This is a genomic window from Acinetobacter sp. YH01007 (assembly GCF_013420425.1).
GTDB lineage: Bacteria > Pseudomonadota > Gammaproteobacteria > Pseudomonadales > Moraxellaceae > Acinetobacter > Acinetobacter towneri.
Genome location: NZ_VOYC01000003.1, coordinates 86,285 through 108,708, shown reverse-complemented (window position 1 = coordinate 108,708; position 22,424 = coordinate 86,285). Strand labels below are relative to the sequence as shown.

At 41.9% G+C, this 22,424-nt stretch carries 22 protein-coding genes and 3 tRNA genes; 12 read left to right on the top strand and 13 right to left on the bottom strand.

Features of this window, described 5'->3' with window-relative positions; genetic code table 11:
* Positions 1-103: 103 nt before the first annotated feature.
* From FTT74_RS01885 to FTT74_RS01865, 5 genes are all read left to right on the top strand, one after another.
* Complete coding sequence (locus tag FTT74_RS01885; RefSeq protein ID WP_004975967.1) at positions 104-715, top strand: DUF1285 domain-containing protein; 612 nt, start codon at positions 104-106, stop codon at positions 713-715.
* A gap of 46 nt (positions 716-761) precedes the next feature.
* Positions 762-1,637 (top strand): glutamate racemase, encoded by an 876-nt coding sequence (murI, locus tag FTT74_RS01880; RefSeq protein WP_004975969.1) that lies wholly within the window; start codon positions 762-764, stop codon positions 1,635-1,637.
* 86 nt (positions 1,638-1,723) lie between these two features.
* The gene (locus tag FTT74_RS01875; RefSeq protein WP_096901324.1) at positions 1,724-2,752 is read left to right on the top strand and encodes a DUF4062 domain-containing protein; all 1,029 of its coding nucleotides are present in this window, start codon (positions 1,724-1,726) and stop codon (positions 2,750-2,752) included.
* 65 nt (positions 2,753-2,817) lie between these two features.
* Positions 2,818-3,831 (top strand): ferrochelatase, encoded by a 1,014-nt coding sequence (gene hemH, locus FTT74_RS01870; RefSeq protein ID WP_104852985.1) that lies wholly within the window; start codon positions 2,818-2,820, stop codon positions 3,829-3,831.
* A gap of 18 nt (positions 3,832-3,849) precedes the next feature.
* The gene (locus FTT74_RS01865; protein WP_131261085.1) at positions 3,850-4,494 is read left to right on the top strand and encodes an MBL fold metallo-hydrolase; all 645 of its coding nucleotides are present in this window, start codon (positions 3,850-3,852) and stop codon (positions 4,492-4,494) included.
* A 434-nt stretch (positions 4,495-4,928) separates the two neighbouring features.
* Here FTT74_RS01865 and FTT74_RS01860 read toward each other — a convergent pair whose 3' ends face one another.
* Positions 4,929-5,102 (bottom strand): DNA gyrase inhibitor YacG, encoded by a 174-nt coding sequence (locus FTT74_RS01860; RefSeq protein WP_154321096.1) that lies wholly within the window; start codon positions 5,100-5,102, stop codon positions 4,929-4,931.
* 86 nt (positions 5,103-5,188) lie between these two features.
* Here FTT74_RS01860 and FTT74_RS01855 point away from each other — a divergent pair, with 86 nt between their 5' ends.
* Positions 5,189-5,881 (top strand): tRNA (guanine-N(7)-)-methyltransferase, encoded by a 693-nt coding sequence (locus FTT74_RS01855; RefSeq protein WP_225543524.1) that lies wholly within the window; start codon positions 5,189-5,191, stop codon positions 5,879-5,881.
* 6 nt (positions 5,882-5,887) lie between these two features.
* Entirely contained in the window at positions 5,888-7,090 is a 1,203-nt protein-coding gene (locus FTT74_RS01850) for a TIGR03862 family flavoprotein (protein WP_179988486.1), read from the top strand.
* 6 nt (positions 7,091-7,096) lie between these two features.
* Here FTT74_RS01850 and FTT74_RS01845 read toward each other — a convergent pair whose 3' ends face one another.
* Entirely contained in the window at positions 7,097-7,648 is a 552-nt protein-coding gene (locus FTT74_RS01845) for a hypothetical protein (protein ID WP_179988485.1), read from the bottom strand.
* 42 nt (positions 7,649-7,690) lie between these two features.
* The gene (locus tag FTT74_RS01840; RefSeq protein ID WP_179988484.1) at positions 7,691-8,467 is read right to left on the bottom strand and encodes a class I SAM-dependent methyltransferase; all 777 of its coding nucleotides are present in this window, start codon (positions 8,465-8,467) and stop codon (positions 7,691-7,693) included.
* 120 nt (positions 8,468-8,587) lie between these two features.
* On the opposite strand from FTT74_RS01840, the gene FTT74_RS01835 reads away from it, so the two are divergent.
* From FTT74_RS01835 to FTT74_RS01825, 3 genes are all read left to right on the top strand, one after another.
* On the top strand, positions 8,588-9,856 hold the full coding sequence (locus FTT74_RS01835) for a hypothetical protein (RefSeq protein ID WP_179988483.1): 1,269 nt from the start codon (positions 8,588-8,590) through the stop codon (positions 9,854-9,856).
* Between the two features lie 120 nt (positions 9,857-9,976).
* Positions 9,977-10,177 (top strand): hypothetical protein, encoded by a 201-nt coding sequence (locus FTT74_RS01830; RefSeq protein WP_168417539.1) that lies wholly within the window; start codon positions 9,977-9,979, stop codon positions 10,175-10,177.
* 68 nt (positions 10,178-10,245) lie between these two features.
* A protein-coding gene (locus FTT74_RS01825) for an IS3 family transposase (protein WP_179988482.1) occupies positions 10,246-11,483 on the top strand; the annotation gives its coding sequence in 2 pieces (ribosomal slippage) (positions 10,246-10,582 and positions 10,582-11,483; 1,239 coding nt in all).
* 71 nt (positions 11,484-11,554) lie between these two features.
* Here the strand turns inward: FTT74_RS01825 and FTT74_RS01820 are convergent.
* From FTT74_RS01820 to glyQ, 5 genes are all read right to left on the bottom strand, one after another.
* Positions 11,555-12,073: a hypothetical protein gene (locus FTT74_RS01820; protein ID WP_179988481.1), complete on the bottom strand. Its 519-nt coding sequence runs from the start codon at positions 12,071-12,073 to the stop codon at positions 11,555-11,557.
* A gap of 342 nt (positions 12,074-12,415) precedes the next feature.
* Positions 12,416-12,805, bottom strand: coding sequence for a hypothetical protein (locus tag FTT74_RS01815; protein WP_179988480.1), 390 nt, complete (start codon positions 12,803-12,805; stop codon positions 12,416-12,418).
* A 66-nt stretch (positions 12,806-12,871) separates the two neighbouring features.
* Entirely contained in the window at positions 12,872-13,822 is a 951-nt protein-coding gene (locus FTT74_RS01810; protein WP_179988479.1) for a COG2958 family protein, read from the bottom strand.
* A 71-nt stretch (positions 13,823-13,893) separates the two neighbouring features.
* The gene (gene glyS, locus FTT74_RS01805) at positions 13,894-15,963 is read right to left on the bottom strand and encodes a glycine--tRNA ligase subunit beta (RefSeq protein WP_179988478.1); all 2,070 of its coding nucleotides are present in this window, start codon (positions 15,961-15,963) and stop codon (positions 13,894-13,896) included.
* Complete coding sequence (gene glyQ / locus FTT74_RS01800) at positions 15,963-16,949, bottom strand: glycine--tRNA ligase subunit alpha (RefSeq protein ID WP_019836027.1); 987 nt, start codon at positions 16,947-16,949, stop codon at positions 15,963-15,965. Before glyQ ends, glyS begins: the two co-directional genes overlap by 1 nt.
* Before the next feature lie 201 nt (positions 16,950-17,150).
* Between glyQ and FTT74_RS01795 the strand changes: the two genes are divergently transcribed.
* Positions 17,151-18,254 (top strand): HPP family protein, encoded by a 1,104-nt coding sequence (locus FTT74_RS01795; RefSeq protein WP_179988477.1) that lies wholly within the window; start codon positions 17,151-17,153, stop codon positions 18,252-18,254.
* 228 nt (positions 18,255-18,482) lie between these two features.
* Here FTT74_RS01795 and FTT74_RS01790 read toward each other — a convergent pair whose 3' ends face one another.
* The gene (locus FTT74_RS01790; protein WP_131261073.1) at positions 18,483-18,749 is read right to left on the bottom strand and encodes a PspC domain-containing protein; all 267 of its coding nucleotides are present in this window, start codon (positions 18,747-18,749) and stop codon (positions 18,483-18,485) included.
* 318 nt (positions 18,750-19,067) lie between these two features.
* On the opposite strand from FTT74_RS01790, the gene FTT74_RS01785 reads away from it, so the two are divergent.
* Positions 19,068-19,640 (top strand): hypothetical protein, encoded by a 573-nt coding sequence (locus FTT74_RS01785; RefSeq protein ID WP_179988476.1) that lies wholly within the window; start codon positions 19,068-19,070, stop codon positions 19,638-19,640.
* Positions 19,641-19,901: 261 nt separating this feature from the next.
* Here the strand turns inward: FTT74_RS01785 and FTT74_RS01780 are convergent.
* From FTT74_RS01780 to FTT74_RS01765, 4 genes are all read right to left on the bottom strand, one after another.
* A tRNA-Lys gene (locus FTT74_RS01780) sits at positions 19,902-19,977 on the bottom strand.
* A 52-nt stretch (positions 19,978-20,029) separates the two neighbouring features.
* Positions 20,030-20,105, bottom strand: a tRNA-Lys gene (locus FTT74_RS01775).
* Positions 20,106-20,126: 21 nt separating this feature from the next.
* Positions 20,127-20,202: transfer RNA gene (locus FTT74_RS01770), tRNA-Lys, on the bottom strand.
* A 194-nt stretch (positions 20,203-20,396) separates the two neighbouring features.
* Positions 20,397-22,238 carry a long-chain-acyl-CoA synthetase gene (locus FTT74_RS01765; RefSeq protein WP_179988475.1) on the bottom strand — a complete coding sequence of 614 codons (1,842 nt, stop codon included), beginning with the start codon at positions 22,236-22,238 and terminating at the stop codon, positions 20,397-20,399.
* Positions 22,239-22,424 lie beyond the last annotated feature (186 nt).

The window sequence follows — 22,424 nt, the reverse complement described above, 5'->3', positions numbered from 1 at the left end:
TCTTTTACAGTATGGGTAAGTATTGTGAGCTAGTATAGTTTTAAACCGAGTCTTAGCCAATTGGCTGAATCGTATTATTTTTCCGTCAGTAAGGTACTGCAGCATGAAGCATGACGATAATTCAATCAAACCGACAGAAAATGTAGCTACGGCTGATAATAAAAATTTAATGCACATTGCACAATATATAAAAACTGGACAGTCAGGTCACAAAAGATCAATCCCTCCTTTGGAGCAATGGCATCCAAAGCATTGTGGAGCAATGGATTTGCTGGTCAAAGCCAATGGAGAATGGTGGCACGAAGGTCAATTGATCAAACGTCAGGCATTGGTTGATCTGTTTTCTAGTGTGTTATGGAAAGAGCAGGGCAAGTTTTATTTAAAAACCCCAGTGGAACAAATTGAAATCCAGGTAGAAGATGAGCCTTTGTTCATCAATCAGGTTGATGTGGTCGAAATCGGACAGCAAAATTATATTCAACTTATCACTACACATCAGGATATTGTGATTGTTGATGCCGAGCATCCTATTTTTATGCGTGAATATGCAGGTGAGCTGCGTCCTTATGTGCATGTGCGTTTTGGTATTAATGCCCTGATTCAGCGTGCGGCTTTTTTACATTTGGTGGAATTGGGCGAGCTGAGTGAAAATGCGCAGGGCGAAACGATTTTATCGTTGAAAAGTGGTGATTTGCACTTGCATTTAAGCAGCTGAGGTTTAAGCTTTATTCATCCCATTTTGTATTGCTGAATCTCTTGCTATGACAGCCATTCATCCTGTTTCTCCCTTAAATCAAGCCATGCCAAAAGCACAAGCCAGTGCGCCAATTGGTATTTTTGATTCGGGCATAGGAGGCTTGTCAGTTGCCATTGAAATTGCAGAATATTTGCCCAATGAGCGCATCCTTTATTATGCCGATACTGCACATGTGCCGTATGGCCCACGTGATGATCAAAATATTCGAGAACTCACTGCAGCTGCAATCGAATGGTTATATCGACAAGGTTGTAAAGTTGCGGTCGTGGCGTGTAATACTGCTTCTGCTTTTAGTCTAGATTATCTGCGCGATCATTACGGCGAAGATTTTCCCATTATTGGTTTAGTGCCTGCTTTAAAGCCTGCCGTATTAAATAGCCAAAGCAAAACTGTGGCTGTACTTGCGACGCCTGCGACTTTTCGCGGACAACTTATTAAAGATGTGATGCAGCGTTTTGCGATTCCTGCTCAAGTGCAAGTCTTGAATGTCACCAATCTAGATTTAGTGCCTTTTGTTGAGCAAGGGGCGCAAATGAGTGAGGCATGTTTAAGTTCCTTACAGCAGAGTTTGCAACCTGTGGTCGATCAGGGCGCGGACTATTTGGTGCTCGGTTGTACCCATTATCCTTTCCTAAAACCTGCGATTGAGTCCATTTTTGGTCAGAAACTGACATTAATTGACTCAGGAATTGCCGTTGCGCGTCAAACTTCCCGCATTTTAATTAAAAATGAGTTATTATTTGAACAAAGTTTGGCAGATACTTTACAAATTGCGTGTTATGTCAGCGGGAACAATGCAGAACAATTAAAGCCCGTGTTGCAGCATCTTATTCCAGGCAATATTTCTTGGAGTATCGCAAATGTGAGTACTGTGGACTGACTTTAAGATAATTTTTTTATGATTGGGGAAAGGCATTACAAGTAGACGGTGACCGACTTGTAATGGCAATAGGAGAGGGGAAACCAATGCTCGATAAGCGCTATCAGGTCTTTATCTCGACGTCTGGGGCAGATATGCAGCCAGAACGAGTGATCTTGGCACAAACATTGGTGGGAATGGGTTTTTTTTCGTGGGGTTTAGAACAACGTACCCCACTCAGCACTGCATTTGCACGCCGTCAAATTGATGATTGTGATTATGTGGTGATTCTATTGGGCAGCCAGTACGGTGAGCAATCGGTGTCGGGCGTGGGGTATATGCATTTAGAGTATATTTATGCAGTCACCAAGCAAAAGCCGATCATTGTATTTATGCACGAAGACCCAGATTCACGTGATTCATCTTTACATGATGAAAAACCTGAATTGCGTGAAAAATTCAAAGAGTTCCGTAAATTATTACAACAAGAAGTCGATCAGGTGTTTAGCTACCGCACTCTGCGTGATTTAGAGCTTGCTGTCCGCTTTAATATGTCGCAAATGCTAGAGCGTTATCCGACTTCTGGTTGGGTGCGCCCGCAAAATACACAAGCTTTGCATGATGAAATTGAACGTTTAAAAAGTAAGTTACGTCAGCTGGAAACCGATGTGGGACAGCGCGAAGCAGACCCGTTTCTAAGCGTATCTAAAGTGTCGATGAATGAATCATATCGTTTTGAATATCGCATGCATGCCTATCAGGATGGTAACTTTAGAGAGCTGAAAGTTGAGCGAAGTTTAAGTTGGGCGCAGTTGTTGGCAATTTTAGGCAATACTTTTATTCATCCAACCCCTGAAGAATATTTTTCGAAACGCATGAATGAATATTTGAATGAAACTGGTTTGGAGGATGCACGTCGGATCATGCCACGTGCGCATGCAGTTGCACGTGCCCAAATCAATATTCGGGCCTTGCATCAGATTAAAATGCAAATGCGTCAAAATGACTGGATTGTGCAGGCGGGGCGTGATGATCGTCAGCGGATGTTGTGGCAAACCACGGCAAAAGCGCAAAAACTTTTAGAGAGCAATTTGCTAGATACCGATCGGGTTTATTCATTTAAAACACCGTATTAATCTCTCAATACAGAGTGAAAAAACTGTTAAAGTAGTCGGGCTCAATCATCAGACACGAGGGCTGGATGTTGTCTACAGCAAAACCCAAAGTAACCGTTCTTTTAGCCAATTTAGGTACGCCTGATGAACCGACTGCAGCAGCGGTTCGCCGTTTTTTAAAGCAGTTTTTGTCTGATCAGCGCGTGATTGAAATTCCAAAACCGATTTGGCAAATCATTTTGAACTTATTCATTTTGCCATTTCGTCCTAAGCGTGTTGCACATGCTTATGCCATGGTCTGGCAGCAAGATTCACCGATGCGGGAAATTTTGTTGCAACAGGTTGATGCTTTAAAACAGCAGTTATTGCCGCTATATCCTGAGTTTGAATTGAATATTCTACCGGTAATGACCTATGGCAATCCGGGTATTCAACAGGCTTTGGCAGCTTTGAGTCAAAATCCTCAAGATCACGTGATTTTGTTCCCTTTATTTCCACAATATTCGGCAACTTCGACTGCACCTTTATATGATGCCGTTGCCAAATGGGTGCCACAGCAGCGTAATTTGCCGGGCTTATCCATCATTCGTGATTATTATCAGCATCCTTTATACATTCAGGCGTTGGCGCAAAGTGTGCGTGAATTTCAAGCCGAGCATGGTGTGGCAGAAAAATTATTGATGTCGTTTCATGGCATTCCACAGCCGTATGCCGATAAGGGTGATCCGTATGCAGAGCGTTGTCGGATCACGGCCAAATTGCTTGCCGATGCTTTAAATTTAAATGATGATCAGTGGGCAATTAGCTTCCAGTCACGTTTTGGCAAACAAGAATGGGTCAAACCCTATACCGATGTCTTACTTGAAGAATGGGGACAGCAGGGCGTGAAGTCGGTGCAAATTATGAGTCCTGCTTTTTCTGCAGATTGTTTGGAAACGCTAGAAGAATTGGCAATTCAAAACGCAGAATTGTTTTTACAAGCAGGTGGCAAAGAATATGCCTATATTCCTGCACTGAATACCCGTGCCGATCATTTGGATTTGCTCAAACATTTACTTCAAGCTAATCTTGATGCTGTAAAGCTTAACCTAAGCCATTAATTTTTGAGGTTCGCCACCATGTTGCAAGTCAAAATTGTTCCCGTCACCGCTTTTCAGCAAAACTGCTCGATTGTGTGGGATGCAGAAAGCAAAGAAGCAATTTTGATTGATGCAGGCGGTGAGCCTGAAAAGCTGAAAGCCGAAGTTGAAGCGTTGGGTTTAACGGTGAAAGCTTTGTGGCTCACTCATGGACATTTAGACCATGCGGGGGCTGTTGGTGCGTTGCAACATTACTGGAATGTTCCTGTGATTGGTCCACAGAAAGAAGATGCTTTTTGGTTAGATCAACTGCAAGAAGTGTCTGCACGTTATGGTTTTCCTATCCCTGAACAAGTCACGGTTACACAGTGGTTAGAGGGTGGTGAAGTGCTGCAATTGGGTCAAGAAAGCTTTGAAGTGCGTTATGCACCAGGGCATACCCCAGGCCATGTGATGTTTTATAATGCAAAATATGGCGTCTTGTGGACAGGCGATGTGCTATTTAAAGGCTCGATTGGACGCACCGATTTTCCACGTGGGAATCATCAACAATTATTAGATTCAATTCAGCGCGAGTGTTTTAGTTTGCCCGATGACACTCAGTTTATTTCGGGGCATGGTCCCATCAGTACCATTGGATTTGAAAAACAGAACAACCCTTTTGTGGCGGGGCAAGCAGGTTAAAAGCAGTGTGTATTTATGCTTTAAGAAAAAGTCAGCAGTCGCTGACTTTTTTATTTGCGAAAGGGATTATTCAGCATTTGTTTGCTTTCAATTGCAAACAGCATTGTGAAAATTGTCAGTAAGATGCCTATGCACAGCATGAGTAAATCATGCGCGTACAGTCCAAAGCCTAAACTGCTGGTAGAGAGTAAAATACACAGCATTACAATTCCTTTTAACATGATTTCCATGGTGAAATGTTCCTAGGTTATTTTTTGCTTTCTTTATTGTTATGTGCAGTGACGGAGTCACGAATAGTGCAAAGTATAACCTGTGCTAATTCTGCTGAAAGCAATTATAGAACAACTAAATTTTGAATAATTTTTCTAAAAATGTGAAAAATTCCATGAAACTGTGTGTAGTTTTAGGCAATATTTGGCGTGGAAATTTATTGCTTATTCCTCAGAGTTTTCTGCTTGCGGAGCATCTTGGGTGGGTAAACGATACTCGTCATTTGCCCATGCGCCTAAATCAATGAGCTTGCAACGCTCAGAACAAAATGGACGAAAAGGATTGTCTTCCCATTGTGTAGCTTCGCCACAACGTGGGCAAGGGAAAGTACGTGGCATGATCAACTCCAAATGAAAAATGCAGGATTGGATTAGGCAAATAGCACCTGACTTGATAGACTTGTGCCGAATTTTGTAAGTTTGATCTGATTATGCCAATTCGTCAATTTCAAGCACAGCGTATGCATGCCCCTCGTGATTTTCAAGCCATTGCCAATGAATCGGTTTGTGTGGAAATTGGGGCCGGAAAAGGTAAACACGCCCTATTGTTTAGCGGGCAGCATCCTGAGCACAAGTTGATTGCAATTGAGCGCACCCGTGAAAAATTTTTGGCGATGCAAAAACAGCATCAGCTTGAAGGTCAGCAGAACTTACAGATTGTTCATGCCGATGCGATTCCATGGATTGTGCATGCTTTATTTCCTGCTCAAGTCGAGCAATTCTTTATTTTATATCCGAATCCAGAACCGCATAATGCCACCCAGCGTTGGTTGAATATGCCGTTTTTTGAGTTTTTATTGTCACGCTTAAAAGCAGGTGGCAGCATTACTTTGGTGAGTAATATTCCTGAATATATTGCAGAAGCACAGCAACAGCTGATTGAAGTGTGGAAGTTGCCATTTATTCAGCAGGATGTTCCAGTAGATTCAGCACGCACTCACTTTGAAATCAAATATTTAGCACGTGGCGAGCGTTGTCAGGAACTGTTGATCACCAAACCAGTAGCTTATACAACCCGTTTTGATGATTTTCAGCCTTTGCAAGGACAGCAGCTGACTTTAACACCTGCTGCAGTTGAGGCGAAAGTTTCTGCAGACTCAAGTGCAACAACTGAGTAAACAGGCATGAAACAGCGCATTGCAATTATAGGAGCAGGGCCAGCAGGGCTAATGGCTGCCGAAGTGCTGAGTCAGTATGCCTATGATGTGCATGTCTATGAGCAGAAACCTTCAGCGGCACGTAAGTTTTTGATGGCAGGTAAAACGGGGCTGAATATTTCACATGCCGAACCGATTGCACAATTTATTCAGCGTTATGATCGGGCGGAATGGTTGGCGCCGTGGATTCAACAATGGGATGCGGCTTGGATTCAAAACTGGATGCAGGGTTTAGGTATTCAGTCTTATGTAGGTTCATCGGGGCGAATTTTTCCACAAGAAATGAAAGCCGCACCTTTGCTACGCGCATGGTTAAAACGCTTGGTTGATGCAGGCGTGCAGTTTCATTATCGGCATCAGGTATGTGATTTAAAGAACAATCAACTCAGTATTCAAAATCTAAGTACAGCGCAAGTTGAACAACAGCAGTTTGCCGCTATTGTGATGGCATGTGGAGCAGTGTCGTGGTCAAAATTAGGTAGTGATGGTGCATGGCAGCGTTGGTTATCTGCCAATGAAATTCAGCCTTTTCAAGCCAGTAATGCAGGGGTGGAATGTCACTGGTCTAACTATATGCAGCCAGTTTTTGGACAACCTTTAAAACGTGTGCAAGCATGGGTGAAAGGCGCTGAAGCGAGCATGGGCGATATTGTGATTAGCCATTATGGTTTGGAAAGTGGCTTAATTTATAAGCAAGGGCGAGCATTGCGACAGTTGCAGCACGCTCAACAACCGCTGCAGTTACAACTCGATTTGCTACCCGATTTAACCGTTGAGCAACTCTACCAAAAGTTGCAACCTTCCAAAAAACAGTCTGTAAGCAATATTTGGCGTAAGGCAGGTTTGGATGCCGTGAAGTCTGCAGTCGTGCGTGAGTTGGTGGATAAAGCCCTTTGGCAGCAACCTATGCAATTGGCGCAGCAGATTAAAAATTTAACGGTGCCTTTAAAGGGTTTTCGTCCTATTGAAGAAGCAATTAGCTGTGCGGGCGGAGTCAAACGTGAGGTTTTATCTGCACAATTGCAGTTAAATTCCAATCCACACGTTTTTCTCTGTGGTGAAATGCTGGATTGGGATGCGCCAACGGGCGGTTATTTGCTGACAGCCTGTTTTGCCACTGGCCGTGCTGCTGCTGAAGGGGTACATCAGTATTTACAGCAGCATCCCTAAAATGCATTATTCATCAAGCTGAGGATATTGCTCACGCCAATGTTCAAGTTGTTGCTGTGCCTGCAATAAATCTTGCAAACCTTGCTGGCGCTGTTCTGCACGAATTGGATAAGCTGCTGTAGATGTTTGGCTGCTTAGATAAGCTGCTTGTTGTTCCCAATAATTGCTCATTAAACCCTGAATATAGCGTCCTTGTGGGGTTTTTAAATCTAAGTCTTTCAGCATGGTTAAGGCAGATTGCATATTGTCCTGTAAGCGGCTTTGAGCAAAGGCTGCATCAAGTTGCTTGGCTTCATGCAAGCGTTCCAATTCATCCAACATATCTTCACTCATTTGCTCGTGACGCTGTTCATAATCGCTCAGCAATTGAATGTCATGCGGGTCATCTGCCGTCATTTCAAAGGGCTGAATCGCAGCCTGTTCGACCTGATTTTGCATGATTTGATCTTCAGGACTGAGTTGGTCTGCATGCTCAACATTTTTTTGTTCGCAGGCAGTTAGACCAAAAGCTAGACCGATGAGCATGGGAGCAAGGACGTGTTTGAAAGTAATCTGCATTGAAATGTGCTCCATTTTCGGTTGATTTTTATGGCTTGGTTTTTACCCAATTTTTTGATAGATAAACACATGGGTACAATAAGGAAATTCAATTGTATCTTGCGCATGTAGTCCGGTGTATTCCAGTATCAATTGTTCAAATTGTGTTTTGAGTTGTTGTTGCTGAGCGGCAGGTATTGCAGCGATAAAACTGGTCGAGAGTAGACGCTTGGAAACCACTTGCTCGACTGTGCCAACATGCCTGTGGTGAAATTGCTGTTCGTGGCAAAGTTGGAATAAATCTGTATCTGCAAAGACCTGACGCCAGTCTTGATTGTGAAAGCGTGGTGTATCGCCCTCAAAAGGGAGAATCATTTCTGCGAGGGCATTGACCCAATTCACTGAAATATCACGCTGATTCCAGATGAGTAACAAGTGAGCTTGAGGTTTTAAGATACGATGAATTTCCTTTAAACTTTGTAGATTGGCAAACCAATGAAAAGATTGTGCGCAGCTGACTAAATCAGCACATTGGGCAGGCAAGGGCAATTGCTCACTTCGTGCCTGAACGGTTGCAACTTGTGGGTAAAGTTGGCGTAATTCAGTTAACATGCTAGCAATGGGTTCAACTGCTGTAAGCTGCGTTGTTAGTTTGAGCAAATGCGGCAGGAACTTTCCTGTGCCAGAACCCAAGTCTACAATATGGCTATTGGGTAGAACTTTGAGCTGATCTTGCAGGAAAGTATCGACTTCTTGCGGGTAACTGGGGCGAACTTGTTGGTATAGGCTTGCACCAGAACCAAAGCCTTGTTGTGCGGCAGGATGTAGAGATTGTGTCATATTTTGCGATTTTTAATCTGCTGTGCATCTATAAAATAACATATTCACTTTTGAACTTGCGTACAGTGTATTCAAGTTTAAAGTAACGGTTTAATTCAGCGCCTTGGCGCCGGTGTGGGAATGGACAAACACATAATTTTTGAAGACGGACATATCCGCGCTATTTTCATGAAAGGCTCATCTCAGGAGCTGATTTTTTCTTTTGGCGATTTAATCACTCGTGCCAAAGGAACGTCTATTAACGCCGAAAAATCACTGGAAAAGTTTCATTTTAATGTGATTGGGGTGATGCCAAAGGAAAAATCATGGTTTCCTGAAGCATCTATGCGTGCCATGTTGGCAGCCATTCAAGAGCTCATTACCCCGTTTAAAGTCCGTGTCGGCTATGGCGGCTCTATGGGAGGCTATGCGGCAATTAAGTATTCTAATTTACTGGATTTAAACCGCATTGTGGCTTTGGTGCCGCAGTACTCGATTGACCCTGAAGATATTCACGACGCACGCTACAATATGTTTTACCATGCCGATGTGAATGCCAATATGCGTATTCAAGCGCAGGATGTATCGGCACAGCGTGAATATATTGTGGTTTATGACCAATACTATCCAGAAGATCGTGGGCATTATTTAAAAATACAGCCATTAATTCCGCATTTACATACCTTGCATTTGCCATTTACAGGGCATGATGCGATTGCGATTTTGGCTAACTCAGAATTATTAAATGACTTTTTGACCCATCCTTTTGATGCGCCGTTTTTTTACCAAAAAATTCGCAAGGTGAAAAAGAACAGTAAGTTTTACTACCGTAAAGTGATTGAAAATGTCTTACCGAATCACCGTTGGTCTTTAGGTCGTATTTTAAAATACAACAATTTACAGCTAGACAGTAATTTCTTTGATGCCAAGCTGAAACAAAACCTGATTCGTTCTTTATTGAGCAATAAACAGGTCGATCAGCACGACCTAAACAAATTGGGTCTGCAAATCCAGTTACCGTATGAAAATCGGAATGTATTGCTCGATTATTTTGGTCATGGTTTGGTGTTTAACATCATCAGCCAAAAAATTGAGAGCTATGCAGCAAATGCAATTGCCTTAAACCATAAATTTTTGATTCCGATTTATGCCAAAGGCAGTGGCTTGGTACAAATTTATCTAAACGATGAGCGCTACTTAATTAGTATGAATGATCGTCATGTCATGAAATTATGCAAAGAGCAAGATGCGCTTGCGGCAGGCATGCATCCCTTAATACTGAAAAAATATAGCGACTATTTTGTCTTGAGTTATAAGGATTTAAACCTGAGCAGCGATGAGTTTGGCGGCAACGACTTTGTAGAAGATTTACCAGATACTGCCAAATTTACCCTAGAACTTGAACAGTAGTTTGCAAAGTTTTAAAGCCTTAATTTATAGAGTTTAAATTTTAGACACTTGTATTGTTTTGCTATTGGGCTAAGATGGTCTTGAAACCTTGTTTTATTGATCATTCCAAGGGTAGTGTGTATGACCAAGTTGTTAATGCCTGCTGTGCTTGTTTTGTTGTTCAGTTTAATTGTATCTGCAACGGCTTTTGTCGATGCGCCAGAGCCTAAAGCCTATTTATTCTTTGCTTTAGCTGTGTTGGTATTACTTGGGCTAGGCCTATATGTGTTCCGACAAATACAAAACTCTATTCGTTTTCACATGAATAAGCCTGCAGAATAATTGCAGGCTTTTTTTATAATTTTAATGTCCCGTCCTGAAATAAGTTTACACCTTAAGAGACTTATTTTATGGAACATGCACGAGAACAACGAGTTAAGCGCACACAACGTGATTATAGCTTCGCCTTTAAAATGATGGTGGTACATGAAGTAGAAAAAGGGCAAATTACTTATAAACAAGCTCAGGCAAAATATGGTATTCAAGGAAGATCAACTGTGCTGGTATGGTTACGCAAGCACGGACAACAGGATTGGACTTCGAATATGCCGACTTCTTCTAAACGCCAATTGACACCCCAACAACGAATCCGCCAATTAGAAAAACAGTTAGCCGCAGAAAAGCTCAAAACTGAATTTATACAGGATGTGATTTATCACATTGATAAAGAGTGTGGGACTGATCTTGGAAAAAAGTATACCGAGCACGTTTCAAAGATTGGCAAAGCCAAAGAAGACTAAGCGTTTCACGTTATTGTCAGTGGTTAGGAATCACTCGACAAGCTTATTATCAAGCAGAAAAACGTGCTCAAATGACTGCACAAGTAACAGAACAAATACTCGAGTTGGTTATGGAGTATCGCTGTCTCATGCCAAGTATCGGAACACGTAAGCTGTATTGGCTTATTAAAGGCAAATTGTTGCAGCGTGGTTTAAAGTGTGGACGGGATCAGTTATTTAAAATATTGAAAGAAAATAATTTATTGATTCGCCCCAAGCGTCGTTATACAAAAACTACGGATAGCAAGCATTGGATGAAGAAGCATCCAAATTTATTAAAGGATTATTCAGCGGTGCAAGCCAATGAAGTCTTTGTCAGTGATATTACCTATGTTGAGAGTGCTGAAGGCGTACATTATTTATCCTTAGTGACAGATGCTTATACCCGCCAGATTAAAGGTTATAAGTTATCGAATGATATGCGTGCAGAGAATGTTGTGCAGGCACTACATATGGCGATGCAGCATGTGACAGATCGGGCAGCCAGGATGATTCACCATTCAGACAGAGGCTCTCAGTATTGCTCTGAACTATATCAATCGGCATTACGCCATTATGGGGTATGTCCTTCTATGACAGATGGAGGCCTTGCGAAACAGTGTTTCTCATACCAGAATGCATTAGCAGAGCGGATTAATGGAATATTAAAGCAGGAGTTTTTAACCACGCGATGTCAAACCATGAAGGAGTTAGATCACTTAATTGCGGAATCTATCATGATTTATAATTGCTATAGACCACATTTAAGTTTAAATATGAACACCCCGAATCAGATGTATGAGCAAACTAAAACCGAGCTAATTGCTTAACTCAGTTTGAAGTGGAATACTGTCAATCTATTTCAGGACAAGACATAAAGCAAATCATCAACCCAATATTTTTATAGTTTAATCACTTTAATTTCTTCTTCAGATTCGTCACTTGGGGCAGCCTGAGTCTGTGCTTCCTGTGTCTGTGGCGTTGTAGTGGTTGGCGCAGGCGTTACATTTTGTGATGGTGTACTTAATGGCGCTTGATAGATCGGCACGGCTTGATCACTTTGCCCTGTAATCACTTCTTTGGTTTCCTGAATTTTATTGTTGACCTGACCCGCCAGTTGCTGCCCTGTTTGCTTGGCTTGCGCTGCACCCTGACTGCCCAAAGTTTTGGCATTGTCTAAAGCCTGATGTGCAGATGGGCGAATTTTCTCAATGCCTTTTTCTGTGACTTCACCTACTTTTTGTGCAGCTTGAATCACGCCTTCCTGAGTTTTATATGCCCAAACATGCAAAAGGTTTGGATTGTCTGCATAAGGCTGAATTGGTTTATTGCTTTGAATTTGCGCATCACTATTTTGTGCCCACACCGAAGCACTACTGAGTAATAGTCCAATACAAATGCTGACATTGATCTTTTTCATTGTGCTGCGCCTCTTAGGATGCCGAATACTGGTCGTTGAAAGGTTTTGAATAGAATGTACTGCATTGTATAAAGCCTAGATGATCTGCAGTGTTTATTTTTCGCAAGTATGATGTATTTTTAGGTGAAATTTACAATATTTAAAATTATGGCAGCATTTCAGGCTTAAAGAAGAAGACCCACATAAAATTGTGGGTCTTGTTACTCTGGAGAGTTTTTAAAGCAGGGCAACAATGGCTACACTGCTTTTATCATCTTAGTTTGAAATATCCAGCGATGCTGCATTTATATTGAAAGTCCAACAATCTTGCTACATCAAGATACATTCAAAGCTGTTTTTAGCTTAGTTGCATTGTGCAAGCGCATCTTTATGAAAATGGTTGCGTAGGGTAATAAAGTTTTTTTGCACGGTTGCATCATGTAAGTCAAAGTTAGTTGCTGTGCTGGTTCCATCTTGTGCAAATGTTGCAGAACCTGCTGAAATTAAGCTATTGCCTTTAAATGCCCACTGTTCAATAGAACGACCTGCTTGCAGCGTGCCTGTAAATTCGATCACGCATTTATCAATAAATTTTGTGAGTTTGGCGCTGTTATTGACAGTGTCTGGGTAAACTTCAATGTTTTTCACTTCTTGTAAAACACCTGCTGTGAGCTGTGGAATGACAGGTGCAGAAGTACACGCACTAAGAGAAAGGCAAGTTAAACCCGATAAAATGAGTGTTTTAAGTTTCATAAGCTTGTTTTCTTGTTGAGTGTTGTTAGGTTGAGTATAGGGAATCTGAAGTGAAATGCCTACAGATTAATGATTCCAATCTTGTGAACGAATACGTCCAGTTTGATAGTAGATAGAAACCAACTCTATAAAGTTTTTAAAATCCAAGTTTTCAGTCAAAATTCGATTTATTGATTGCCAATCCACTTCGGGTCTTCTGCGAGCAGGAAGTAAGATTTCACTTTCAGTTGGATTTTCTGGGTTGAGTAAAATTACACCTATACCATGTAAAGCTGAAAGCATACGCAGTTCTTCTTCAACGTCATTGGTAGAAATTGAGGTCGCAGCTAAATATCCTTCATTTGCCCAACTGGAATTACTGACTGCTTGGAAAAAGCTACTTCTAATATTTGAGTTATTTAGTTCTTTTTTTACCTCGAATGACCAAAGGCGAACATTCTGACCTGAACCATGTTTAACGCAGGACTTCACTAGTTCATGCCACTTTTTATCAATAGGCTGTATAGCAACAATATCAGGGTGTAACCATTGATTACCATTTTGTCCTCGATTATTTGAAGACTTTTTTTCATCAATTCTCAGGCTATAGAGGTTTAGCTCTTTAGACAAATATTCGATGAGAATAGGATATAAGTCGTACTCTGAAAAAATTTTTTCTTGAATTGGTGGTGGATTATTGTCTTCTGCATCAATAATTAATGAATTATGGAAGTCAATTCCTGTTGTTGGTGAAAGATTTGAAGGGGGGTCATACCAATATTGGCGTGGACGTGGTCTTTCTTGATATTTTACACAAGGATTATTTTGAATTAAGTCTGGGAAAATACTATATAACTCTCGAATAACTTGTTGTTTAAAAGCACCCTCATTGTTTTCAAATTTAATATTATTTCTTTTCTCGATATAATCTTGAGGATATGTAGCAATTAATTTATCAGCAATAAATCTAGCTGTAAATTTTTGATTAGGATTAGATTTTAAAAATTCTAATGCTTTTTGAGCTTGTGATAATTTCATACTTTTGAGAAAAATAAAAAACCCCACTAACTTATAGCGGGGTTTCTTTTAACTTACAAGTAATTAAGACTTTAGTGCTGCAACACACTTACATCTGCAGCACGTGTAAACAAGTCTCGTAACTGTGCCAGTAAACGTAAACGGTTGGCTTTCAATTCAGCATCATCCGCCATGACCATCACGTTGTCAAAGAAGCTATCAATAGGCGCACGTAATGCAGCCAATTGAGAAAGTGCAGTGGTGTAATCTTTTGCTGCCAATAATGGCTCAACTACAGGTGTGATTTTTGCAAGTTCAGCAAATAGCGCTTTTTCTGCATCTTCCACCAAGTTTGCTTCAACCACAGCACCTTCAGGTGCAGCTTCTTTTGCTAAAATATTGGCAACACGCTTGTTCGCAGCCGCCAATGCAGCCGCTTCAGGCAAGGCACGGAAGTGATTAACTGCATTTACACGCTTATCAAAATCAAGTGGAGATTTTGGTGATAAAGCTTGAACAGCTTGAATCACATCTACCGCAACGCCTTGGTCTTCGTATTTAGCACGGTAACGACCTTCAAGGAATGCAACAGCATCTGCCAAAGTCTTGTCGTGATCTTTCAAGACATCGCCATAAGCAGCCAAAGCCAACTTAATTAAGTCTTCAATTGAAACATCTAAACCATTTTCAGTCACAAGGCGCAAAATACCAATGGCAGAACGACGCAATGCAAATGGGTCTTTAGAACCTGTAGGTGCTTGGCCAATACCAAAAATACCTGTGAGCGTGTCTAAACGGTCTGCAAGGGCAATGGTCGTGCCTGTTTTAGTTTTTGGAAGTACATCGCCAGCGAATTTAGGTAAGTATTGTTCACCGAGTGCTTCTGCAACTTCGTCATTTTCACCTTCAAGACGCGCGTAATAAGTTCCCGCAATGCCTTGTAGTTCTGGGAATTCACCCACAAGTTCAGACGTTAAGTCACATTTTGCAAGCAAAGCAGCTTTTTCAGCATCTTGCGGATTTGCACCTGTAATTGGCGCTAAAGCAACAGCCAGTTTGGCAATACGTTCAGACTTGTTCCAAAGTGTGCCCAGTTGCGCTTGGAAAACCATGTTGGCCAATTTTTCTTTGCGTGATGCAAGCGGTTGCTTTTGGTCTTGCAAGAAAAAGAATTCAGCATCAGACAAACGTGGACGAACCACTTTTTCATTACCTTCAATAATTTGAGTCGGGTCTTTCGACTCAATATTTGAAACCGTAATAAAGTAAGGCTGTAATTTGTTGTCGCTATTGACCAAACAGAAATACTTTTGGTTGTCCTGCATGGTGGTAATTAAAGCTTCTTGTGGTACAGCGAGGAAACGCTCTTCAAAGCTGGCACGTAGTGCAACAGGCCATTCTACCAGTGCAGTCACTTCATCACGTAGGTCGCTAGGCACAATCGCAATTGCATTGACTTCACCTGCCAATGCTTTTACTTGCTGGTCGATAATCGCTTGACGTTCTTCAAAAGAAGCAATGACTTTAGCAGCACGTAACGCATCTAAATAGTCATTGGCGTGTTGTAGTGTGATTGCTTCAGGGGCATGGAAGCGGTGACCATAGGTTACATTCGCTGCCTGATGATCTTGAATCGTGGCGTCAACCACGGTGTTGTCTTTAAGCAACACCACCCATTTAACAGGACGCACAAATTCAGTACGGCTTGCGGCAGAACGCATGCGTTTTGCAATTGGTAGGTTATCCAACGCAGTTTGTAGAATTTGTGGCAATAACGCATCAAGGCTTTGACCTTTCACATCTTTTAAATAGCAGACTTTTTCAACTTTACCCGCTTGGAAAGTAGAGACCTGATCAACCGTAATACCTTGACCACGCATAAAGCCTTCAAGCGCTTTGGTCGGTTTGCCTTCGGCATCATAGGCAGCTTGAACAGCAGGGCCATCAAAACGTTTTTGGGTATCTGCTTGCGCACCATTTACATTGACAATTTTAAGTGCCAAGCGACGTGGTGCTGCATAAGCTTCGATCGAATCGAACGCAAGGCCTGCATCTTTTAAACCTTTTTCAGTTTCTGCAAATAAGGCATCGCGTAAGGTTTTTAAGCTTTTCGGTGGGAGTTCTTCGCAACCGAGTTCAAATAAAACTGTATGTTTAGACATTATTTGCTTTCCTCAGTATTTTGCGCTTTAGCTTCCGCTTCAACTTGTGCTTTTAACTGCGCCAAGACTTCATCACGTAAATGCGGTTCAGCCATTGGGAAACCTAGTTTTGCTCGTGCGGCTACATAACTTTGAGCAATAGAACGTGCCAAGGTGCGTACACGTAAAATATAACGCTGACGCTCAGTCACAGAAATTGCACCACGCGCATCGAGCAAGTTAAAGCAGTGAGATGCTTTAATCACTTGTTCATACGCAGGTAATGGTAATTCTGCGGCAATTAAACGGCTCGCTTCTACTTCATAGAAGTCAAACAGTTCAAACATTTTATCAACAGGCGCATATTCAAAGTTATAGGTCGATTGTTCAACTTCGTTTTGATGGAACACATCGCCATAAGTGACTGTACCAAATTGGCCTTTGGTCCAAACCAAGTCATAAACCGAATCTACACCTTGTAGGTACATTGCCAAACGCTCAAGACCATAAGTGATTTCACCCGTTACTGGGTAGCATTCAACACCACCGACTTGTTGGAAGTAGGTAAACTGAGTCACTTCCATGCCGTTTAACCAAACTTCCCAGCCCAAGCCCCAAGCACCTAATGTTGGAGATTCCCAGTTGTCTTCTACAAAGCGGATGTCATGCACCAATGGGTCAATCCCAATGGCTTTTAAAGAATCCAAATATAATTGTTGGATGTTGTCTGGGTTTGGTTTAAGCACCACTTGGAATTGATAGTAGTGTTGCAAGCGGTTCGGGTTTTCACCATAACGACCATCTTTAGGACGACGTGACGGTTGCACGTATGCTGCATTCCAGGTTTCAGGCCCTAAAGCACGTAGGAAGGTTGCGGTGTGGAATGTCCCTGCACCCATTTCCATATCATAAGGTTGTAAAACGACGCAGCCTTGCTCCGCCCAGTAGTTTTGTAAGGCAAGAATTAAGCCTTGAAAGGTATCAATATGCGATATGGCGCGACTCATGGTCATCCACTTAAAATTAGAGAAAAATTGTGCTCAATTATAAGGATTTTGCGGGGTGCTGGCAAAGGTTAAAGCACAACTAGCGGCTGGTTGTTTGGGGTTTTACAAATTCACTGATAAATGAAAGATATAAAACAAATATACCTTACTAAATGATTGCCTTATAATCTTGTCCAATTGTCACCACAGGATTGCCTGCCCGTGTTTCATTCACAACTTGATTGGCTGAATACGCTGAAACCAAATTTCAAAGTTTTACCTTTGAAAGAAAGGTTGCTGTGTGGGTTGGGGGCGTTGCTGGGTTTAGCACTATCTTCACTGATCAGTTTGTGGGTGTTGGGCGATATTAATGCATGGTATATCGCACCGATGGGAGCGTCTTCAGTCTTGCTTTTCGCTGTGCCTGCAAGTCCTTTGGCGCAGCCGTGGAATATTGTAGTTGGGAACAGTATTGCAGCAATTATGGGCGTGAGCTGTGCTTTATATATTCCAAATTTAACCGAAGCCTTTAGTGTGGCTGTGGCTTTATCTATTTTCTTGATGATGACCACCGATTCGCTGCATCCACCGAGTGGAGCAGTGGCCATTACCGCAGTGCTTGGCGGAGATGCCGTGCGTGAGCTGGGTTATCACTTCATCTTTTATCCTGTGCTGCTTAATTCAGTTTTGCTGATGGTGATTGCAATTGTATTTAACCGCATGATTGGCAAGCCTTATCCTCAAACGCCACAGTTGAATCAACGTACCCAAGACCCAACGCCTACTCAAAAAGCCACTATTCAGCCGCAAGATATTCAAGATGTTTTAGATGCACAAACCCAGTTGCTAGATATTAGTGAATACGACTTACAAAAAATCATTTTAGAAGCGCAACACAAAGCCAGTGAACGACAAACTCAAGCACTGACTTGTGCCGATATTATGAGTAAAGATGTGGTCAGTTTGCAGCAAGATGAGGATATTCACAGTGCTTTAGAAAAATTCAAACACATGAATTTAATGAGTTTACCTGTCATTGATACAGAGCAACATTTGGTTGGAACTTTGGCGCTGTATGAAGTAGTGGAATGGTTTAAACACGCAACAGATTTGCCGTATAGCTGGAAACATCAAGTGAAACATATCATGTTACGCCAAGTGGTCACGGTGCAACCGCAACAAAGTATTCAAGACCTTGTGCCGTACTTTGTCGAGCGCTCTTTTAACTACATTCCTGTGGTAGAGCAGCAGCGTTTGGTGGGGATCATTAGCCGTGCCGATATGATTGCCGTCTTGAATCAACAGCTTGCTGTAAAGACCAATTAATAGACTCGCATTGTCGATGTGTATTCAACACGACTCAATCCTGAAATGCTGTGACTTTTAAAATATATTGCAGGTTGAAAGGCAAAAAAAAGCTACGATGCTTGGGGGAGCAATCGTAGCGAAAAAGAAGAAAGTTGTGTGAATAGGGTGGTGTCTACAAGTGAATCGGTAAATGATTCAAGCCTATGAATCTTTAAATATGGTCAGTCTTTAAAATTTCAATACCGTTTATCGGTCTTGATCAGGATTGACCGTGCGCACAGGTCTTGTGTAGCCCTGAGTATAGTTTGTTGTATTCGACTGGTTTTGTTTAGGGATCACCAACCACAACACCAAATACACCAAAATGCCAGGAAAGGCAGCGCTCATCACGGAAACAATCACAAAAATTAAGCGCAGTAAATTTGCGTTCCAACCAAAACGTTCAGCAATACCACCCATGACCCCAGCAATCATATTTGAGCGGTTAGAGCGATATAAACCAACATTGGCCATCTAATTCTCCTTAAGAGATCTAAAATTCAAAATAAATACATGCCGATGTTTAGCTTCACAGCACATCATCTGTATATAGAATAAAAATGGTGATGCACTTGGGTTTTTAAAGGGCGGTGAGCAAGGCAATTAGTAAAGTTATGTAACTTTTGGTGTTGCTTAAACCAGCATCCACCTAAAATATCAGAGAGAAGCGATGGGCAGAGTAAGCGCTTGACCACAAAGGATTGAGGAAAAGCATGCCTTACATTGAGCTGTCTATTCGGTGGTTTGAATAGGACTGAATACTCGGTCTGGTCACTCTATATGAGGGATAGTGTGTCGGCTAAATTAAATATTTGCGCAGTTTCTATATGGAGTGCAGTGGCATTGCTTGGATGCGATGATTCACAACTTGAGCAAGCTGCAGTGCAAAAATATACAGAACAGGTAGAAACCAAAAGACTGACTGAAGTAGCAGGGCAGGCAACCGCACCCATGCAAACGGCTGCAACAGAACATCATATTCCCGAAAATCATCTGACTTATGTGGGACGCTATACTATTCAGATTAGCTGTGAAGATAAGTTTGTTATGTGCGAACGCGGAACAGTCGATTATATTCTGACCTTATTACCTGATGGGACAGCGCATCGTATTTTTGTCAATGCGGGGCAAATCAGTTATGACAATGAAAAAAAATACCGCAAAGACTTATGGTTCTATGATGAAGACGCACATCAAATTGTGGTGGCACGCGCCTCTGGGGTGAACTTTTACTATAATATTGATCAAGACCATAATTTAATTATGGATAAAAACAAAATTGCGATTGCGACAGAAAATAATCGTGAATACTTTAAAACCAATCCCTTACCTTCGCAAAATTATCATTTAATCAGAGCAAGTTAATTATTCGCTCATTCAATCCTTAGCCTATGAGTGAAAAACTTTTGGGCTTTTGTTTTGCCTCAAGTTTTTATTTGGGATGTGTAAAGCATGATTTGCCAATGATGGTACATCTTCTACAACTGAATTGAGCAAGGTGTAGTGGATAAAAGGCTGTGATTCAAACAGGGCAGAATACGGGAATTTGATAGTAAATTATGAAACAGTATGATCCACAGAACAGTGCTGTGATGACTGGTAATTTAAAGGATTTTTTAGAAGGAATGGTGGGTCGTCCGCGATTCGAACGCGGGACCAACGGATTAAAAGTCCGCTGCTCTACCGACTGAGCTAACGACCCAGAGGAGTAAAAATGATGATGATCATTTTTAGAATATCAACCTTGAAGAAGATGGTGGGTCGTCCGCGATTCGAACGCGGGACCAACGGATTAAAAGTCCGCTGCTCTACCGACTGAGCTAACGACCCATCTAAGGTTGATCAAGGAAATGGTGGGTCGTCCGCGATTCGAACGCGGGACCAACGGATTAAAAGTCCGCTGCTCTACCGACTGAGCTAACGACCCTGAACCAGCAATCAAGCAGGCTTGATTGTGAAGTGCAAGAAAAACCAGAGGGTTTTAAGCACCACTTCGTTTGATGGAGCGTATTGTAGCAAGATATGAAGCGAGCGCAAGTAAAAAATAAAAAAGTTGCCTATGTTTGATTATAAATGCAACAAATTTGTCGTATCTAATCAAAAAATAGGCAACCTGGTGGCTTAGAAGCGATATTGATACTGTTGAATATTGTCGTAAATTTCTTGGGTCAGTTCGCAATAAGCAGATTGGTTTGGCAATAACACCAGAATTTTTTCATCACACTGTTTTAAATCAAAACCTTGAGTTTTCAGGGTGTTCTTCTGATATTTAAATGTACCTGTAGTTTGCATTTGCTTTTGAATGCGTAAAAAAACGGGTACTGCATAAGCGGGCATTGCTTTTTTAAACTCCACCAGCATTTGACGCAAGTCTTGTTCATCTAACTGGCAGCCTTCGTTTAAGGTAATCGCAGCCATACCTGCACGACCATTGGTATGTGGGATTTCAACGCCATACACGACAGCTTCAGCAATTTTTTCATAGTCACTGACAATGTTTTCTACTTCTGTGGTGGATACGTTCTCACCTTTCCAGCGGAAGGTATCACCTAAACGATCAACAAACTGGGCGTGACGGAAGCCAATGTCGCGGACTAAATCGCCCGTGTTAAAATAGGCATCGCCTTGTTTAAACACGTTTTGCATCATCACCGCCTTGTTTTTTTCAGGGTCGGTGTAGCCATCAAACGGTGAGCGACGGGTGATTTTTCCAATCAATAAGCCGACTTCGCCTTTTTTGACTTTCATGCATTTGCCTTTGGCATCGCGTACGGGTTCATTTTTTTCTTTATCAAACTGAATGACCGCATAAGGTGTCGGTGAAAAACCAACCGTGTTGTCAAAGTTAAACACATTGCTAAAGCCGACGTTGCCTTCGCTAGATGCATACAGTTCTAAAATTTCCTGAACACCAAAGCGGTCTTTGAATTTGCTCCAAATATTTGGGCGCATGCCATTGCCAATCATTTTTGTGACACGGTGTCCACGCTCTAAGTCTGAAGCAGGTGCATCCATTAAATAGCGACATAATTCACCTACATAACCAATGGCTGAAGCATTGAATTTATGCACATCTTGCCAGAAACAAGAGGTGGAATATTTACGTCTAATGGCAAAAGTTGCACTGCTAGCAATCACGCCACACCAGCACACCACAATACCTGTCGCATGATACAACGGTAGGGTGCAATACATGACATCGTTTTGATTTAAGCCTAATACGTGCCCATAAGTGCCGTAGGCTAGTGTCCAACGGCTATTGGTGAAAATCACCGCTTTAGGCAAGCCTGTTGTACCTGAGGTATAGATATAAAACAGCCCATCTTTGCTCTGTACCGACTGTGTGGTGGCAGGATTAAAGCTTGGGAATGATGCAATGCATTGCGCTAAATTTTGAAAACCTTCAGGCGCAGTGCCGGCATCGGTACGGGTATTTTGATCTGCAAACCAATACAGACGATTTTCTGCAAGCTCAAGTTCTTGGCGAATATCGGCAATGGCTTGGCGACATTCTTCCCCCACAATCACGGCAATTGGTTTGACTAAATTGATGCTGTGCGCCAAAACTTTGGCGACTTGTGCGGTATTGACCAAAGCCGCGATAACGCCAATTTTTGCCAAGCCAATGACACTGGCAATTAATTCAGGGCGATTTTCCAACATCACCGCAATGACATCACCTTTGCGTGCGCCAATGCTTAAATAGTAATGTGCAATTTGGTTAGCCCATGCGTTGAGCTGCAAATAGCTGTACTGCTGATCTTCAAACATCAAGGCACAACCATGCGGGTTACGATGCACGGCTTTTTCAAACGCAAGACCTAAGCCTGCAGGCGTATTGGGTGTGCGTAAATAGGCTTGCTTTAACCCTGTGATCAGGTGGGGCACTTTAGTCATAAACTGCGGAATTTTTGCCGCAACATCCGTTAAGCCAATTAAATCGCTTTTTGTCATCTGGTACATAAGAATCCTGTTTTTGTCATCATCCGTTGCATCTGCAAAGCATCGCGTCTTATTGTTTTGTAATCCCTTAGTCCTAGTGCAATCAACCTAATTTTTAGCTTTGACTGATGTTTTTATAAAAGCTGTTAAAAATCAAAAACACCTAACACCAAATTAACTTGCTTAAATTTAAGTCACCACTGCATT

Coding starts and splice junctions, on each gene's coding strand:
- FTT74_RS01885 (WP_004975967.1), top strand. CDS start 104: ATGAAGCATGACGATAATTCAATCAAACCGACAGAAAATGTAGCTACG.
- murI (WP_004975969.1), top strand. CDS start 762: ATGACAGCCATTCATCCTGTTTCTCCCTTAAATCAAGCCATGCCAAAA.
- FTT74_RS01875 (WP_096901324.1), top strand. CDS start 1,724: ATGCTCGATAAGCGCTATCAGGTCTTTATCTCGACGTCTGGGGCAGAT.
- hemH (WP_104852985.1), top strand. CDS start 2,818: ATGTTGTCTACAGCAAAACCCAAAGTAACCGTTCTTTTAGCCAATTTA.
- FTT74_RS01865 (WP_131261085.1), top strand. CDS start 3,850: ATGTTGCAAGTCAAAATTGTTCCCGTCACCGCTTTTCAGCAAAACTGC.
- FTT74_RS01860 (WP_154321096.1), bottom strand. CDS start 5,102: ATGCCACGTACTTTCCCTTGCCCACGTTGTGGCGAAGCTACACAATGG.
- FTT74_RS01850 (WP_179988486.1), top strand. CDS start 5,888: ATGAAACAGCGCATTGCAATTATAGGAGCAGGGCCAGCAGGGCTAATG.
- FTT74_RS01845 (WP_179988485.1), bottom strand. CDS start 7,648: ATGCAGATTACTTTCAAACACGTCCTTGCTCCCATGCTCATCGGTCTA.
- FTT74_RS01840 (WP_179988484.1), bottom strand. CDS start 8,467: ATGACACAATCTCTACATCCTGCCGCACAACAAGGCTTTGGTTCTGGT.
- FTT74_RS01835 (WP_179988483.1), top strand. CDS start 8,588: ATGGACAAACACATAATTTTTGAAGACGGACATATCCGCGCTATTTTC.
- FTT74_RS01830 (WP_168417539.1), top strand. CDS start 9,977: ATGACCAAGTTGTTAATGCCTGCTGTGCTTGTTTTGTTGTTCAGTTTA.
- FTT74_RS01820 (WP_179988481.1), bottom strand. CDS start 12,073: ATGAAAAAGATCAATGTCAGCATTTGTATTGGACTATTACTCAGTAGT.
- FTT74_RS01815 (WP_179988480.1), bottom strand. CDS start 12,805: ATGAAACTTAAAACACTCATTTTATCGGGTTTAACTTGCCTTTCTCTT.
- FTT74_RS01810 (WP_179988479.1), bottom strand. CDS start 13,822: ATGAAATTATCACAAGCTCAAAAAGCATTAGAATTTTTAAAATCTAAT.
- glyS (WP_179988478.1), bottom strand. CDS start 15,963: ATGTCTAAACATACAGTTTTATTTGAACTCGGTTGCGAAGAACTCCCA.
- glyQ (WP_019836027.1), bottom strand. CDS start 16,949: ATGAGTCGCGCCATATCGCATATTGATACCTTTCAAGGCTTAATTCTT.
- FTT74_RS01790 (WP_131261073.1), bottom strand. CDS start 18,749: ATGGCCAATGTTGGTTTATATCGCTCTAACCGCTCAAATATGATTGCT.
- FTT74_RS01765 (WP_179988475.1), bottom strand. CDS start 22,238: ATGTACCAGATGACAAAAAGCGATTTAATTGGCTTAACGGATGTTGCG.